Below are 16,213 nucleotides of genomic sequence, written 5' to 3' on the forward strand. Positions count from 1 at the left end.
CTTCCTATTGTTGTTTCCATATATTTAGTTTTATTCATTTGCAAGGTATAATAAAAAAAAGCAGGGTAAAAGAAAATTAAGGATGTAAATAGTGTCTGATATGGGTTTGCCAGAACAATCCAGGGTTCGTCCCCTGGCACGTCATGGATCGACATTGGTCTATGTTGGTCAGCTTCCGCGCTCGGAGCGTGAGGTCGTTCTCAAAATATGCTTCACGCCATTTATGACACCTTTACAGCAGCAGCAGGCATATCTCCACCTGCGCCAGGAAGTCAGTCGTCTTCAGACATTAAAAAATTCGCATATACTGACCCCGTTGATGGTACGGAAAACGTGGCAGGGGCTGGTGTTCGTTAGCGCGTATGCGCCCGCGGGTTCTCTGCAGCAGCTTTTGCCGGGGCCACTGCCACAGTATAGAGCGCTGACGATTATACGCCAGATTGGTGAGGCACTGCAGGCCGCGCATCAACAAGGCATTGTCCATGGCAATCTGATGCCCAACAATGTGCTATTTATGCAGCGCGCACCCGAAAAGGCAGTTGACGACGCGTCCAGAGATCAAGGTCAGCTATCCGGACCGGAGCAGAAGGATCACATAGTCCTGTCAGATTTCTATTTACCTTCGCTGGCTTCGACGCAGATTGTCAGTAGTGGCAATGAGCAGCCGCAGTTACGCCATTATATGGCGCCAGAGCAATTCATGGGCCAGCGGAGCGCGTTGGCCGATCAATATGCGCTGGCGGCCATCGCTTACGAGCTGTTTACAGGCAAGGCACCCTTTGACGGGGCGGCGCGCACCACGCTTCAGCACAAACATACATACGTTACGCCACCCGCTCCCGATATGCTTAACCCTGATCTGCCAGCCGTTATCTCGCGCGCCATTAGCAAGGGGCTATCCAAAGATCCTGCCGCCCGTTTCGCTTCCGTGCAGGATTTTTTGAACGTCCTCGATGCTATTGAGCCGCCGGTGGTGGATGCTGTTGCTACATTACCTATTGGGGCAAAGATCACCGGTTCACCATCTCCAGTTGGAAGTGCCGGTGTGGCTCAATCGCTGAACGCGCCGCGCCGATCACGTACACGTATACGTAAACGTTTGTTGCTGATGTCGGCCGCACTGCTGGTTTTACTGCTGGCGACCGGCGCTTTTTTCGCCACTGGTGCGTCTCTTTTTAACGGCAGATCCGAGGTGAAGGTTGTTCCTACCAGGTTGGCAACCACCAGCCCAACTATAACGCAGCAGGCGCGGATCCAGACCACGGCTATCGCGACTCTGTCTCCGACGCCGATGCCGACGTTTCGGCCCACTATCGGCGTTACCTCCACTCCGACCGCGACCCCTGTGCCTCTATCGACCGCGACCCCTACTACCCCGGCGCCCACGCCGGTAATACAGGCCGCGCCAGCGTCCACGCCAACGCCCGTCCCCACCAGCAATCCAGTTAGTTCGCCGGTTGCACCCGGCACCGTCAAGCCGATTCTTGAATGCGTGCATCTACAGGGAGCAAACGGCTATGTAGCCAAATTTGGTTATCTCAATATCAGCAATGATAATGTAACCATCCCGGTTGGGGACAATAATATGATTGTCCCTTCCCAGTATAGTGGCTCGCTCCCCACAGATTTTGTGCCGGGTCGGCAGTACGCGGTGATGCAGATTAATGCCCGCAGCAGCGATGTGTTGGTCTGGGCGCTCAACGGTGCGACCGCGACCGCCAGCACCCTTTCACCTCGCTGTTAGCGAACCAGCTGTGGTGGTTCCGAGGTTACGAGCTGACCATCTTTTAACTCCCAGATGATGCCGCCGATGCGCTGCATAAACCAGCGATCGTGGGTAATGGCGATCACAGGGCCCGGAAAGTTCTGGAGGGCGTGCTCAAAGGCCTCCAGGATGTCCAGGCTGATATAGTTGGTGGGCTCATCCAGTAGCAGTACGTTGGGATTGCGCGCCATCAGCCGGGCGATCTCAAGCTTGCGCTTCTGGCCCAAACTGAGTTGCGCGATCTTCTTTGGCATGTCTTCGAGTTTGAAGAGCCCGTAGCCGATCAGCCGTCCCGTAAGCTCATCCTCGAAACCTATCTGGTCATAGCGATAGGTTTCGATCACCGTTTTTTTCGGGATCAAGCAAGGGATCTTGCGGCAGGTAACCGATGCGTGCGCTGGGCGAGAACTGGATCTCACCGCCGTCTGGCGCTTCCAGTCCCATGATCATTTTGAAGAGCGTGGTCTTGCCGGCTCCGTTCTCCCCGGTCAGCAGGATACGTGCATCGGCATTCACTTCCGCGTTGATGTGTTGCAAGATCGCTCGCTCTCCAAAGCTTTTAGAGATCTGTGAGAGTCGGATGACGACCTCCGATTGTATGGTCTGCTCCGGATTAAACTGGGAGTTGACCCGCAAGATCTTAGGCGGCCTGGGTAGCGCTTCCGCCTCTAACTGCTTGAGCTGCTGTTCCGCGCCGCGCAGCCGACTGGCCGATGAGTTTTGCTTGCTCTGGGTATGACCGTAGAGCGCATTCTTGTCGTTGTCGCGTGGGGGACCAAAGCTGCCGCGGCTGGCGCTTTGCCTGAGCTCTCGGATGCGCTTGCGCAGCTGCTGCATCTCTTCCTGCTGCCGCTCGTACGTTTCCTCCCATTGGATGCGCTCAGCTTTTTTGGCCTCCACATAGGCGTCGTAGTTGCCGGTATACATCTTGAGCTGGTGCTGATGGTCATCGATCTCGAAGATATGGTTGACGGCCTTATTTAAAAAATGGCGATCATGTGAGACAACCAGCAGGGCGCCATGGTAATCAGCCAGGTAACCTTCCAGCCAATCTATGCTGGCGAAATCCAGGTGATTGGTGGGCTCGTCCAAAAGGAGCACGTCGGGTGAGCGCAGGAGCAGGGCCGCCAGGCCGACGCGTGCCTTTTCACCTCCCGATAGCGTACTTACCGGTTGTGTGCGTGGAAGATAATCGATGCGCAGACCAGCCAAAACCCGGTCGATACGATGATCGAGCTCATACCCTCCCCGCTCTACAAACTGCGTTGAGACGGTGTTGTACTCTTCCAGCAACTGATCCAGCTCTTCCTGCTCGCCGACCTGCGCCATCAACTGCTCCAACTGATGCATGCGTGTCTCCAATTGACGCAGGTTGCCCACTGATTCTAGCAGTAGATCATCGATGGTGCGTCCATAGAAATTGGGAGTGCTCTGAGCCAGAAAGCCGTACTCAACGCCATGAGCATACGAGACGCTACCCTGGTCAGCGTTTTCCTGCCTGGTAAGAATATGCAGTAGTGTGGATTTTCCGACCCCGTTCGGCCCCACCAGGCCGATGCGCTCCTGGCGGTTGAGCACAAAAGAGATATCATTGAGAACCGTAATAATGCCATATGTCTTGCTAATATTTTTGACTGCTAACAGCATAAAACCGCGCTTATCTACATGCTTTTTCAGCATGGGTAGTGCTAAAAGCGTGCTATGCCTGCGCATAGTCGCCCATATGTAAACAGTGCAAATGAAAAAATGTAGGCAGGACAACGTCACGCGGTATCTGGGATGCGATGCATATTAGCTATGCGACCAGAGCGAATAATTCTACTACAGTTGCGCGGTTAAAGTCTCTGAAGAACAGCAATACATACTGGCGCTGAGGTAGCAAACGAAAAACGGTGAATCTGTGATAGAGAAGAGAGGAGGAGTGCTACCCTGCTCATGAGCACAATAACACAGGCAACAATAATGAGTAGAAGCTTCGTCAATGGTAAAAAACAAGGAAGTGACGATGCCTTATTGCCTGATAATTGCGATCACCAAGGGTCTGTTCTCCTGATTGAAGTATAAAACGTAATTTCTATGCATCATTATAGCGGACCTGCTTATCATTGTCAACAGCACGCCAGACCTGAAAAAAGACAGGGCCGCAGCATCATAAGCAGAGCTTCTATGGGATATACTTAGAGCGTGCCCAATTCTTGTTTGTGTTGGTGCACGGGCCGCGCATTTGCGCGGCCCGTGCACCAACACAAACAACCAGTGCATCTTTTTTTGAGGATACGTTTCGCGAGTAAAAGGATAGCTGTACGTGGACGAGAAAGATACCAATCGCCTGGAGGCATTTAGCGATGGGGTGTTTGCTGTGGCCATCACATTGCTGGTGCTGGATATAAAGTTCTCTCCTTTTGATGCCAACCATTTGAGGGATGATTGGGCAATGTGGAGAGAAATCGGGCAGCAGGGGCCGACGCTGTTCGCCTTTGTGACCAGCTTTTTTACCATTGGCGTGATGTGGTTGAATCATCATCGTGTCTTCAAGCACATCAAGCGCACGGATACCACTCTGCTTTTTCTCAATATTCTGTTATTGATGATCATCGTCTTTATCCCTGTGCCTACCACCCTTCTGGCTGAGTATATTACTGAACCTCAGTATCATACCGCCGCTATTTTATATGGCATCACCTTTTTAGCTATGGCGACCTGCTTTAATCTCATCTGGCGCTATGCCTCGCATAAGGGTCGTCTGCTGGGCAACAAGGTAGATGTGCATGAAGTAAACAAGATCAGCCGGCAGTATTCCTTTGGTCCGCTGCTGTACGTGGTCTCGATCGCCATTGCGCTGTTCAGCGCGCCTTTGAGCGTGGCCTTTAGCTTTTTACTGGCCGTCTTTTTTGCTTTGCCTGAAATATCTCCACGCCGCCGCAAGCAGCCTGATCGGCTTGCGGATAGCGATACTGTAGCTGAATAAGGATCATTGGTTGCTTTTTGACTGGAAGTGGTACAATGAATGAAGTTCATTCAATAGGGAGGTGGGTATATATGGATCAGGGCAAATTATCTGCGGAATCGCGCTCAAAGCGTGAAGCTATCCTGGCGGCCGCGCGCACACTGTTTGTGCAGAAGGGCTACGAGGAGACCACCATCGCCGATATCGCCAGGGAGGCGAATACCGCGGTTGGTACGGTCTACCTCTATTTTCGCAATAAGCGCGATGTGTATACAGCCGTGGCGGTTGACGTGGGCGAGATGATTGCCGCATCGTTTCTGGATCCAAAGCTACAAAGCCTGCCTTTTGCCCAGATTCCAAGGGCGCTGGTGGATGGTATTTTTCGGGTCAGTCGCGAACAGAGAAACTTGATCACTTTTTTGCAGACCGATATGCAGTCTTCAGAAGAGATGTTGCAGCATAAAGATTCCAATGATCGCATCAGCACGATACTGGCCGAGATTTTTCAGCGCGCCATTGATCGTGGCGAACTGGCCCCGTTTCATACAGAGATGTATTCACGGCTGCTATGTTTATTGGGCGACAATGTGATGTATCAGTGCTTCGCGGTCGAAAATGGCGAGCGTGAGGAACTCTACCATGACTATCTTATTGAGATGGTTGAGCGCCTGTTCCTGGGCCCCTCTTTACGTGAAGGCCCGAAGCGATCCTCAGCAGATAGCTAAATGCTCGTATCTAAAAACTACAACCTTTTCCGCTATGCGGCGTAATCTCTAATGAATGAAGTTCATTCATTAGAGTCATTGCCCGCGTACTGCATGTGCGTGCGCGCAAGCGGACGCCCGTGCGTACCCCTGTAGATCCATTCTAAATATTATTGATGGCTATTGGTGAATGAACTTCATTCACCAATGAAGGAGTAGAATTATGAATTCGGTAGACCAGCAAGCACAGGCTCTCCCATACGATGCTATTCCCTATGTAACTATGCCAGATGATTACCAATTGCACCTTGGACAATTGCTGGCCGAGGCCTATACAAAGCATGGACCCATCTTTCGCTCAGGGTTCTTCGATATGCCGGATATCGTCTATATGGTTGGACCGGAGGCGAATCGTTTTGTGATGGTGAGCAATCGTCAGAAGTTCTCTAATTTTGTGGGCTGGGGAACGATCTTCTCGGTGGTGGATATGTTCGGACGTGGCCTGCTGAGCATGGATGGGGCCGAGCACGACCAGCAGCGCAAGGTGATGAATCCGGCCTTTACCGTGAGCTATATGGATCGTTACCTGCCCTTGATGAATCGGGTGATTCGTGAACAGGTGGCGAGCTGGGCCGAGCGTCCCGAGGTCAACGTATATGAGGAGACGCGTAAGCTAACCTTTGAGGTGGCGGCCGAGGCGTTGACCAGCCTGAAGCCAGGAGCGGAAGTTGATCGTTTCCGTGAGCTCTACATGTCTTTGCTGGAAGCACCAGAGACGATCACCACGCAGGAAGAGTTTATACAGCATCTGAAGCGTACCAATTATGAGATCGCCCAGTTGCTGCATCCAAAGATCGAGGAGCGCCGTCGCCATCCTGGGGACGATGTCTTTAGCCTGCTGGTCAATGCCCGCGATGCCGCCGGCAATGCTATGAGCGAGGAGCAGATCATCGCCCACGTCAACATTCTGCTGATTGCCGGCCATGAAACTTCGACCAGCCTGAGCGCCTGGCTGCTTTACCTGCTGACGCAGTATCCCGACTACACACAGCGCATCCTGCGCGAGCAGGAGCAGATCCTGGGGCAGAAGGCTGATCCAGGTTTAGAGGATATCAAGCGTATGAAGGTGCTGGAGAACGCGCTCAGCGAGGCCGAGCGACTCTACGCTCCAGTTCCCAATGGACCACGCGGCGTGACCGAGGACTTTGTCTTCAACGGCTATCACGTGCCGGCTGGTTCATTCCTGTTCTACTCCATCATTGGCTCACACATGTTGCCACAGATCTTCAAAGATCCTGAGAAATTTGACCCCGATCGCTTCGCGGCTCCTCGTGAGGAGCATAAGAAGAATCCATACGCCCTGGTTGGCTTTGGTGGTGGACCACGCATCTGCATCGGCATCAACTTCGCCCAGGTGGAGATCAAAGCCATGGCCTCCCACATCCTACGCAACTATAACCTGGAGCTTATCCCCGGCCAGACCATCGTCCAGGCCTATGGTGTTACCGGCATGCCCCTGCACGGCATCTACATGCGCGTGACCCGCCAATAGAGGGTCCATTTTAAGTTGGTGCATGGAGGTGCGAAGGCGCACCTCCATGCACCAACTTAAAAAAAGAGTGCGACTGCCTGCGGACGCTATGCGTTTTTGCACCTCCAGTGCTCAGCAGCCCATGTTATGTATGTGGTGCAGCAGGGGTGTGCTTTCGCACACCCCTGCTGCACCACATACATAACAACCAGCGCGGCCGCGTAGCGGCCGCGCGTGTGGGGGGCGCTTACGTCCACCGGATTTATAGTACCTTCTGGTAATTTACCCCCAATATAATTTTAAATGCTTATATGCTTATGAAGCTGCTCCTCACCTTACTTGAGCATATGGCTGTATGAAAATCTTTATGGGTTTCTTATATCAATGATTGTGTATACTGTGTGTGGATATCTGGCATGAACATGTTGGTAGATCTGGTAAGGGGGTACCATGAAGATGGAAATGGGTGTATCTACGCCATATCGTATGTTTCTGCAGTTTTTAAACGGTCCGCTGGCTCGCCAGAGATATGAGATCTCTTCCTCGCTCTCGATTTCAATTGGTAGCTCATTGAATGATACGATTCGCATACCCGGCCTGCAGCCCGGCCACGCGCATATCTGGCAGGATCATGAACATTTGATGATAGGCGTTTCCAATGTGGCCAGTTACCTGGCGATTAATCAGAAGCGAACACATCGCGGTGAATTACACGATGGAGATACGATTACGCTGGGTGACTTTGGGGTGAGGTTTCAGTTAGTGGCGGTGCGGCAGACTGCCAATGAGCAACCGCCCACCAGCAGGCATGCTACCGGCCGGCGACCTATCAGTGAGTTCGTGGCTACCGCGCAACCTTTCCCAAGGGCCGACGCCGTCGAGATGGAGATAGAACAGGCGCGGGTCCCACCCATGATGCCAGGGCATAGTATTCCCCGTGTCCCATCTGTCGAGGCCGAGACACCGCCGCCTGAAATGACCTTTCCCGGCTCTGCCGAGGTCACGCGCTATCTCTGTATGGCCGCTTATAGCGATGAGGCGTTTTGTAACTATGTCAATAACAATATTATCCATGAGAATGTGCGTGCCTTTGGTGATACTTCTGGCATCAGCGTGTATACGATTGCTCGCTGGGCGCTGGCGGCCCGGCGACGTTTCATCTTGCGCGACATGGCGCTACTGGTCGCTTTTGTGTTGGGATGTTGGCTGATTATTCCGGCCTTTTCAGTTGTAAGTTTTATCGCCTATGTCATACCGTTCGTGCTGGCCTGGATTGTGATTATGTTCGAGCGTTGCTGGTGCTATTATGGGCCCGATGTGTATAAGCTCCGCCGGAATAACTTTGTCCTTGATACTGGGAGCACGGCCTTACCACCGGCGATCGAATGGAATCTTAATACAGGTCTGTCAGAGAATCCAGCCAATGTAGTGGTTTACAGTGGGTTTTCGCCGTTCGCTGGTTCGGGCGTGCACGTGAAGAGCTGGTCGTTCGTGATCGATATCTCTCGTGGGAAGACACTGCTGGGGAAGAATGCTCATCCGCGGGCCTTTACATTAAGCGAGCTCTATGACACTCTGGGCAACGATATGGCGAAATTGAATCTAAGCAATCTGCTGGTGGAGGATCGGTTGTATGTCGATGGGAAAGCGATTAGTGAACGCAGGGAATTTCTGCCCAACCCCTTTGCCCATCCGGTGACGTGGCTGGAGGATGAAATTGTGCGCATGTATAAAGATGGGACCGCTTCTGAGCTTACCAGTCCATGCGACCAGATGAGCGATGATGCAGTTCGTTATTATCAATGCTATCGCATAGATTCCTGGCAGGGGGACCTGGTGTTATCTTTTTTCCTGCGCTTCCATCGTAGCGGCAATAATCTGTTGATTGAGGGCCACTATCATGTTCTGCCACCGATCGATGCGCGCTATCGGGAGATCGATGAGCTGCGCACGCGACTCGACCTGCGTTGCCTCTGGAAACTATTTGGTCAGGTCGCGGTTCCCGCGTACGCGCTGCTGATCTTGCTAACCCCATTTCGCCTGGTGGGACATATGCTGAAGGACTGGCTGTGGATCAGGCGGCGACGTACCCAACAGGAGATTGAACATAAGCCCACGTTTGACTATGGGGCCGCCACCAGTCTGCGCGAGATGGCTTGCTCCACAAATTATCAGCGCCACTTTCAGCAATTGGACAAGGAGCACTATCTCAAGCTGATTGAATATCAGCTCTTTGTTTCACTTACGGCCTTTCTGGATGCCCATGCTATTGATAGCATGCAGTTCCGTGAGCGGCAAAAAACGATGTTGAATACCAGCATCATTACGCCGTGATCCGTACGCTTCATGCCCTTACGTTTGTGGCTTGCGTATACCCGCGATACCATGCGACGGTGGCGCGGATCGCATCCTCAAAGGGGGTGGGCTGCAGATCAAATGTCTGTGTGAACGTGCGTGAGTCAACGATCTGTGGTTCGGTGTACTGGTAAAACAGCTCGGCGTACTCGCGTGCGAAGGTCTCATCCATGATGCCCATGGTCTGGATCTGCTCCATAGTTGGCACGTTGAAGATCTGTGGCTGTTGTCCGATGACCTCGCCTATGATGCGGAACACCTCGCGGGTCGAGATAGCTGGATTGACCGGTAAGAGCCAGTCGCGTCCCAGTGCTTGTTCGCGCTCACCCAGCGTTGCCAGGCCTCTGGCGATATCCGGCATATAACTGTAGCTATGGGGAAGGTCAATGTTACCCATCGTCAGCGCGGGCTGATCGGACAGGATGGTCGGGAAGACATATTCCCCGAGCGACGAGTTGAGGACGCGGGGTCCAAAGAAGTCGGCGGCCCGACCGATGGCTACGCGTGCCTTGCCGGTGCGATATGCCTGCAGATAGCCCCAGGCCAGTTCGGCGCGCAGACGGCCTTTGCGCGATGTGGCGATATGTGGCGTAGCCTCGGTCATCGGTTCACCATGGGTCTCTCCATACATATAGAGCGTGTCGATTACTATCAGCCTGGCTCCCGTTGTCGCGGCCCCCTCGATCATGTTTTCTTGTAGACGGGGAAGCGTCTCCGGCCAGGTGTGATAGGGCGCGTGGGTGCAATTGTACATTACGGCGGCCCCCTGGGCCAGCTCCTGAACCTGTTCCAACTTCGATGCATCACCAACTACCAGTTCAACCCCATCTGTTACCTGCCCTTTTCCACTGCGATTGACGATGCGAACCTGTTTGCCCCGCGCCAGTAACTCGTCGGCCAGCGTCGTTCCAACGGGTCCGCTACCAAAAATGACGTGTAATTCCTTAGCTATATTGTTCATGTCTCTTCCTCTTTCTGAATAAAGTAAAAAAATTTAACAACGTTCGATAATACGTAAAAAAAGACCGATTGATGCTTTTACGAAACTTTCCAGCCTGCGAGTTGGCTTTGAATAGCGTGGTGCATCATATTTCTGGCGCGTTCCTTCCCCTTCTCGACACGGTCAACCAGCGTAAGGCTCACCAGTCCATGTAGCAGGCTCCAGATGATCTCTGTTGCCCCCAAAGGATCTGATATGGCGACGTTGTGCTCTTCAGCCCAATCAACTATGGCTTCTTGCGCGACTGTACAGCTCGCCTGTACAGCCTGTGCGATCACTGTTTTGTCCAGTGACACTCCTGCCAGACCGTGCATGAGTTGGTAGAGTTCCGGGTTGTTCATGGCAAACTGCCAGTACGCATCCGCTATCTCCAACAGGCGGCGCTCTTCATCGTCTGCGGTTGAGATGCTGGCTTGCTGCATGCTGGCCGTCAATTGACGGAACCCATCTTGCAGAAGTTCCAGCAGCATATCTTCTTTGTTTTTGAAGTACTCATAAACCATGGGGGCGCTATATTCGATATGCTCGCCAACCTTGCGAATGGTGAGCGCGGACCATCCATCTTGCCGTGCGATCTCTAACGCAGCAGCCAGAATAGCCTGTCTGGTAATGTATTTCTCGCGTTCGCGTCGCTCTTTGATCCCCATGGTTTTATCCCCGATAAAAAATTTAACAACGTTCGATAAAGTATATATACCAGACATATCGTGCGCTGTCAAGCCTCACCGACAATTCGACAGGGCGCCTACTATTTTATTCATTAAAATTGTGCTTTCGATCGAAGATATAGCTAGTAGATCGTCTAGGAATTTTTACCTATCAATTTTTTGCAAAGGCAGTAAAATGAAAATATACTGTAGTTTGCAGCTATATTGTTTTTTATTGGTATTTTGGCCCCGTTAAGGCGACTATTGGATGCGGTAGTGTTGGCGGGAGGAGTATATGTATGTCGCTAATACGTGCTCGCAAGCGATTAGCCCGGCACGGTCATCAATCTCGGCTGGCTGATCATGGTGGCGATGTACGTATCGATAACGTACTGGTTGCTGAGTGTGTGCGACCTGAGCCAGTGACATCTGTGGTTCCGGCATCGATGTCGGAAGAATTGATGGCTCTCTGTATAGATATGAGCGAGGTCGTGGGTGGTGGTACCGTTGTCAGCGCGGGCTATCTTGGATCGACGCTGATTCGCTATGTTGCGAACATACTGATGGCTCGCATGGTTTCACCGGCTGTCTATGGCATGTTTGGTGAAATATTTAGCCTGACCTATATTCTGGGCTGGATCGCTAAATCAGGCTTTGACATTGTCTTTGTCCGCCTCCTTCCTCGTTATCTCTTAAAGAGTGAGCTGAGATTGGTTGTGGGCCTGACCCGCTTTATTCTGTTGATTACTACAGCCCTGGGCCTGTTCTCTGGCCTGCTCTTCTTTGTTTATGCTCCCCAGATCGCGCGGTTCTTTTATCATGATGCTTCCTGTACCCTGTTGTTGCGCGAGGTGACCGTACTGATACCATTGATCGCCCTGCAGACGGTGATCGCGGCGGGTCTGCAGGCTTTTAAAGCAGTGCTCTGGAAGATGTATATCGAGCGCATGTTACAGCCGATTCTGACCCTGATCATGCTAGCGCTGGCTTTTCTTCTGGATTGGAAGGTGGAGGGGCTCAGCTTCTCAACCATTGTGGGCTATATATTCGCGGTGGGGATTGGCTACGTGGTGCTGAGGCGTATCGTGAAGCGGCATACGCCGCATGGCGTGTCTGCCAGCTACCAGGCGCGCCGCTGGTTGGCGTTGAGCTTGCCTATGTTTTTTAATGGACTGATCTACGCGTTAGCGGATACGCTCAATGCCTTGCTGCTTGGATTGCTGGCTACCCCTAGCCAGGCAGCTGGCTACCTGGTCGCCGAACGGGCCGCGATATTTGTCACCATGCCGCTGGCGGCGCTCTCTGTCCGTTATACCCCTTTGATTGCCGAGTATCACTATCACGGCCTGCCAGTGCGCATCACGCGGATGTATGCCGCGGTAACGCGCTGGTCTCTTTCGTTGAGTCTGCCTGTCTTTCTCTGGCTCCTGATCTTCCGGCAGGCAGTGCTGCAAGGCTTTGGGTCCGCCTATGCCGGTTGCGAAACGGTGTTGATCATTATCTGCGCTGGCTTTTTGATTTATGCCGTGCTGGGACCCGCCTCGTACATCTTCGTTATGGTGGCGCCACCGCGCCTGATTATGATCAATAGCACGCTTTCTATCGGTGCTAACATCTTTCTTTCATATATCCTGATTCAGCTTTATGCTGCCCTGGGAGCGGCGCTCAGCATCTTTCTTTCCTCGCTTGTTACCTATGGGCTGAGCTTTTGTTGGGTCAACTGGTACCTGAAGATGCAGCCGTTGCGCTGGAAATTGTATAAACCAGTACTGGCCGGTGGCCTGGCAGCGCTGGTCTGTTACCTTCTCCTGCACTGTGTTCAATTTGAGTCAGATGTGCTTCGCATTCTGGTTACCCTTGGCACAATGATCCTTTTCATTATCATCTACTGTTCCGTCCTCATCCTCCTCCGCTTCTCTCCTGAGGATCTGTTTGTCTTTGCCCGCCTGCTCGGTAAATTCAGTTTGCGCCCGGCCTCGTGATATCTGATGTATCTTGTCGCGGGAAAATAAAAGGGTGTTTTGGAGCTAATATGGTATTATTGCATAAACCGATAAAAATGTAGCGCATCCTCTCATGCATCTGCCACGCCGTTGTGTGGAGATGCAAGCACCCACTGTCGGAGGTTTTCATATGGCTTTTGGCCCATATCGAGATACCTATCAATTATTTTCTTCTGTCCCTCTGCCGCCGTTGCAGTTGTTGCGGCAGCGGTTCCCGCGACCTCGCGTTGAGGATATCGCCGGCGCTGTCGTAGAGGCCATCGAGTCCCGAAATTTAAGGGAGCAGATCAGGCCGGGGGCGCGTATCGCGATCACGGCAGGCAGCCGGGGCATCGCGAATCTGGCGTTAGTTGTGCGTACCGTGGCTGAGACTTTGAAGCACTACGGTGCCGAGCCCTTTATCGTGCCGGCCATGGGTAGCCATGGCGGGGCGACACCCGAGGGCCAGCGTGAGATTGTGGAGAGCCTGGGCGTGACCGAGGACTATTGCGGAGCACCCATCATCTCTTCACTGGAAGTGGATCTGCTGGGTACCCTGCCCAATGGACTGCCAGTCCACATAGATCGCGCCGCCAATGCTGCGGATGGCATTATCGTGCTCAATCGCGTCAAGCCGCACACCGATTTCACCGCTCCTATCGAGAGCGGCCTGTCCAAGATGCTGGCTATCGGCCTGGGCAAGCATAAGGGCGCGTTGACGCTACACTCCTGGGGGCTGGATGGCCTGTGCGTGCAACTCCCAGAGGTGGCGCGGTTCTCGGTCTCCCATGCGGCTATCCTGTGTGGATTGGCGATCGTTGAGAATGCCTACGATGAGGTGGCGGAGATCGCCTGTGTCCCTCCCGAGGGCATCGGTGGCGAGCCTGAGCGCCTGCTTTTGGGGCGTGCCCGCGCCTTGATGCCACGTCTGCCATGGGATGAGCTGGATGTTCTGGTGGTGGATGAGATAGGGAAAAATATCAGTGGGGCCGGCATGGACCCCAATATTGTCGGCCGCATGCGCTGGGGACCCCAGAAGGGGACGGCGGTGGAGGCGACGGCGATCGCTGTGCTGCGCGTTACCGAGGCTTCGCACGGTAACGCGATCGGTATGGGAATGGCCGATTTTACGACCGCCCGACTCTATGAGCAGCTGGATAGCCAGTCGTTTTATATTAATAGTCTGACAGCCGGCGTGATCGCTTTAAACTCTACCAAGCTGCCTCCGATAATGGAGACCGAGCGCGAAGCCGTGGCGGCCGCGATCCGCAGCTGCGGCAGACCGGATCTGACCCAGGTCCGCCTGGCGCGCATCAAGAATACCTTGAGCCTGGAATACCTGCTCGCTAGCCCGGCCAATCTGGAGCACCTGCGCTCTGATTGCGACATTGAGCTGTTGGGAACCGCCGAGCCATTTTATGTAGCGGATGATAATACCCTGACACCTTTTGAACATATTTTGCGCTCTTACGCCTGATTGTTGTAGAAAAGATCGTCGCCCGGATTGCAGGGATTGAAGCTTTATCGAATATAGAATAGAACATATAGAAATAGAATGGAGCCTATCTAATGGATACGAGAGAAGTATCGACAACGTCTGCGCCATTACACACCATTCAGACCGGTGTGGCGGCGCGTGGAGAACCGGTTGATTTGAATGAGGTGGCGATCTTACTGCATCCGCAAGATGATGTGGCCATCGCGCGTGTCCCGCTGAGCCGGGGCGTGGTTTTGCGCCTGCCGGGCGAGTTGGGGGGACAGGTAGAGGTGGTGCAGCGGGTGCTCTCTGGCCATAAAGTGGCGCTGCACGCCGTGGCCGAGGGTCAGCCAGTGCGTCGCTATGGATCGGTGATCGGTTTTGCCTCGCGACCTATCCAGCCGGGCGAGCATGTACATAGCCACAATCTGTCGGTTGGCGAGTTGAAGCAGGACTATCAATATGGGGTGGATGTACACCCCGTGGATTATGTGCCGGAGGCGCAGCGCCGTACGTTTATGGGCTATCGACGTCCCGATGGTCGGGTGGGGACGCGCAACTATGTGGCGATTATCAGCTCGGTAAATTGTTCGGCCTCGACGGTCCGCGCTATTGAGCGGCACTTTGGTTCTGAGATTATGCAGGCCTATCCCAATATCGATGGGGTCATCGGCCTGACGCATAAGAGTGGCTGCGGCATGCGTACGGGGAGCGCGGCGGTCGAGCAGCTGCAGCGGGTGCTGGCCGGCATGGCCCTGCATCCCAATGTGGGCGCCTACCTCCTGGTTGGTCTGGGTTGTGAGAGCAATCAGCTACAGGAGATGATCCAGGCCATGCGATTGGACGACGCGCAGCAGTGGAAACAGCCGCACTTTTTAACCCTGCAGGAGAATCATGGCGTCGCGCGTACCATCGCCGAGGGGGTGCGTATCATCGAAGGGCTGCTGCCACAGGTGAACGCTGTGCAGCGCGAAGAGGTTCCCATCTCCGAACTGAAGCTGGCACTGCAGTGCGGTGGTAGCGACGGCTGGAGCGGCATCACCTCGAATCCCGGCCTGGGCTTCTGTGTTGATGAACTGGTGCGCCAGGGTGGGACCGCGGTGTTAAGTGAGACCCCCGAGATTTACGGTGCTGAACATATCCTGCTGCGGCGCGCGCGCAGCCGCGAGATCGGTGAGAGCTTCGTGGAGCGTCTGCGTTGGTGGGAGCACTATACGGCTATCAACGACATGGAGATGAACAACAATCCATCACCCGGTAATAAACTCGGTGGCCTGACCACTATCTACGAGAAGTCGCTGGGGGCGACCGCCAAGGGCGGCACGACACCCCTCAACGCGGTTTATAACTATGCTCAGCCCATCACGGAGCGCGGCCTGGTCGTGATGGACACTCCCGGTTATGATCCGGTTTCGGCTACCGGCCAGGTAGCTGGTGGCTGCAACATCATCGTCTTTACTACCGGTCGCGGTTCGATGTTTGGCTTTAAGCCGGCCCCCTCGATTAAGGTCTCTTCCAATACCGCCCTGTACGAAAATATGCCCGACGATATCGATATCGACGCGGGCGTCGTGCTCGATGGTGTTAGCCTTGAAGAGGTTGGGCGGCGTATCCTGGATGAGGTGATCGCCGTGGCCAGCGGCAGGCCCAGCAAGAGTGAGGCTCAAGACCTGGGTGAAGAGGAGTTCGCCCCATGGATTCTTGGGGCTACTATGTAGTGTTTATATATGGGAAGACATCGGGTGCGCCTCGGCGCACCCGATGTCTTCCCATATATTGAGATAGATTTTTTGGCAATAGAAGCG

General features: G+C 53.6%; 10 protein-coding genes and 1 pseudogene. 8 read left to right on the top strand and 3 right to left on the bottom strand.

The features are described from left to right. Nucleotides 1-100: 100 nt before the first annotated feature. The gene (locus AABA21_RS07730) at nt 101-1,744 is read left to right on the top strand and encodes a serine/threonine protein kinase (RefSeq protein ID WP_338251009.1); all 1,644 of its coding nucleotides are present in this window, start codon (nt 101-103) and stop codon (nt 1,742-1,744) included. Here AABA21_RS07730 and abc-f read toward each other — a convergent pair. Beyond that, nucleotides 1,741-3,478 (bottom strand): annotated as a pseudogene (gene abc-f / locus AABA21_RS07740) (ribosomal protection-like ABC-F family protein). The gene AABA21_RS07730 and the pseudogene abc-f sit on opposite strands and share 4 nt — an antisense overlap. A 592-nt stretch (nt 3,479-4,070) precedes the next feature. Here abc-f and AABA21_RS07745 point away from each other — a divergent pair. The 4 genes from AABA21_RS07745 (at nt 4,071) to AABA21_RS07760 (ending at nt 9,281) form a co-directional block, all read left to right on the top strand. Continuing rightward, nucleotides 4,071-4,733 (top strand): TMEM175 family protein, encoded by a 663-nt coding sequence (locus AABA21_RS07745; RefSeq protein ID WP_338248569.1) that lies wholly within the window; start codon nt 4,071-4,073, stop codon nt 4,731-4,733. A gap of 71 nt (nt 4,734-4,804) precedes the next feature. Continuing rightward, complete coding sequence (locus AABA21_RS07750) at nt 4,805-5,437, top strand: TetR/AcrR family transcriptional regulator (RefSeq protein WP_338248571.1); 633 nt, start codon at nt 4,805-4,807, stop codon at nt 5,435-5,437. A gap of 202 nt (nt 5,438-5,639) precedes the next feature. Then, the gene (locus AABA21_RS07755; protein ID WP_338248573.1) at nt 5,640-6,968 is read left to right on the top strand and encodes a cytochrome P450; all 1,329 of its coding nucleotides are present in this window, start codon (nt 5,640-5,642) and stop codon (nt 6,966-6,968) included. Between the two features lie 429 nt (nt 6,969-7,397). Beyond that, nucleotides 7,398-9,281 (top strand): hypothetical protein, encoded by a 1,884-nt coding sequence (locus tag AABA21_RS07760; protein ID WP_338248575.1) that lies wholly within the window; start codon nt 7,398-7,400, stop codon nt 9,279-9,281. 10 nt (nt 9,282-9,291) lie between these two features. On the opposite strand, the gene AABA21_RS07765 is transcribed toward AABA21_RS07760, so the two are convergent. Both AABA21_RS07765 and AABA21_RS07770 read right to left on the bottom strand, forming a co-directional pair. Continuing rightward, on the bottom strand, nt 9,292-10,263 hold the full coding sequence (locus tag AABA21_RS07765) for an NAD-dependent epimerase/dehydratase family protein (RefSeq protein ID WP_338248577.1): 972 nt from the start codon (nt 10,261-10,263) through the stop codon (nt 9,292-9,294). Nucleotides 10,264-10,340: 77 nt separating this feature from the next. Beyond that, nucleotides 10,341-10,949, bottom strand: coding sequence for a TetR/AcrR family transcriptional regulator (locus AABA21_RS07770; RefSeq protein ID WP_338248579.1), 609 nt, complete (start codon nt 10,947-10,949; stop codon nt 10,341-10,343). A 299-nt stretch (nt 10,950-11,248) separates the two neighbouring features. On the opposite strand from AABA21_RS07770, the gene AABA21_RS07775 reads away from it, so the two are divergent. The 3 genes from AABA21_RS07775 to AABA21_RS07785 all read left to right on the top strand — a co-directional run bounded on the left by AABA21_RS07775 (nt 11,249) and on the right by AABA21_RS07785 (nt 16,126). Then, nucleotides 11,249-12,931: an oligosaccharide flippase family protein gene (locus AABA21_RS07775; RefSeq protein WP_338248581.1), complete on the top strand. Its 1,683-nt coding sequence runs from the start codon at nt 11,249-11,251 to the stop codon at nt 12,929-12,931. A 151-nt stretch (nt 12,932-13,082) separates the two neighbouring features. Then, nucleotides 13,083-14,408 carry a nickel pincer cofactor-dependent isomerase, group 22 gene (locus tag AABA21_RS07780; protein WP_338248583.1) on the top strand — a complete coding sequence of 442 codons (1,326 nt, stop codon included), beginning with the start codon at nt 13,083-13,085 and terminating at the stop codon, nt 14,406-14,408. A 92-nt stretch (nt 14,409-14,500) separates the two neighbouring features. Then, nucleotides 14,501-16,126 carry a UxaA family hydrolase gene (locus AABA21_RS07785; RefSeq protein ID WP_338248585.1) on the top strand — a complete coding sequence of 542 codons (1,626 nt, stop codon included), beginning with the start codon at nt 14,501-14,503 and terminating at the stop codon, nt 16,124-16,126. Nucleotides 16,127-16,213: the final 87 nt, after the last annotated feature.

The sequence above is a fragment of the Dictyobacter halimunensis genome, assembly GCF_036245075.1.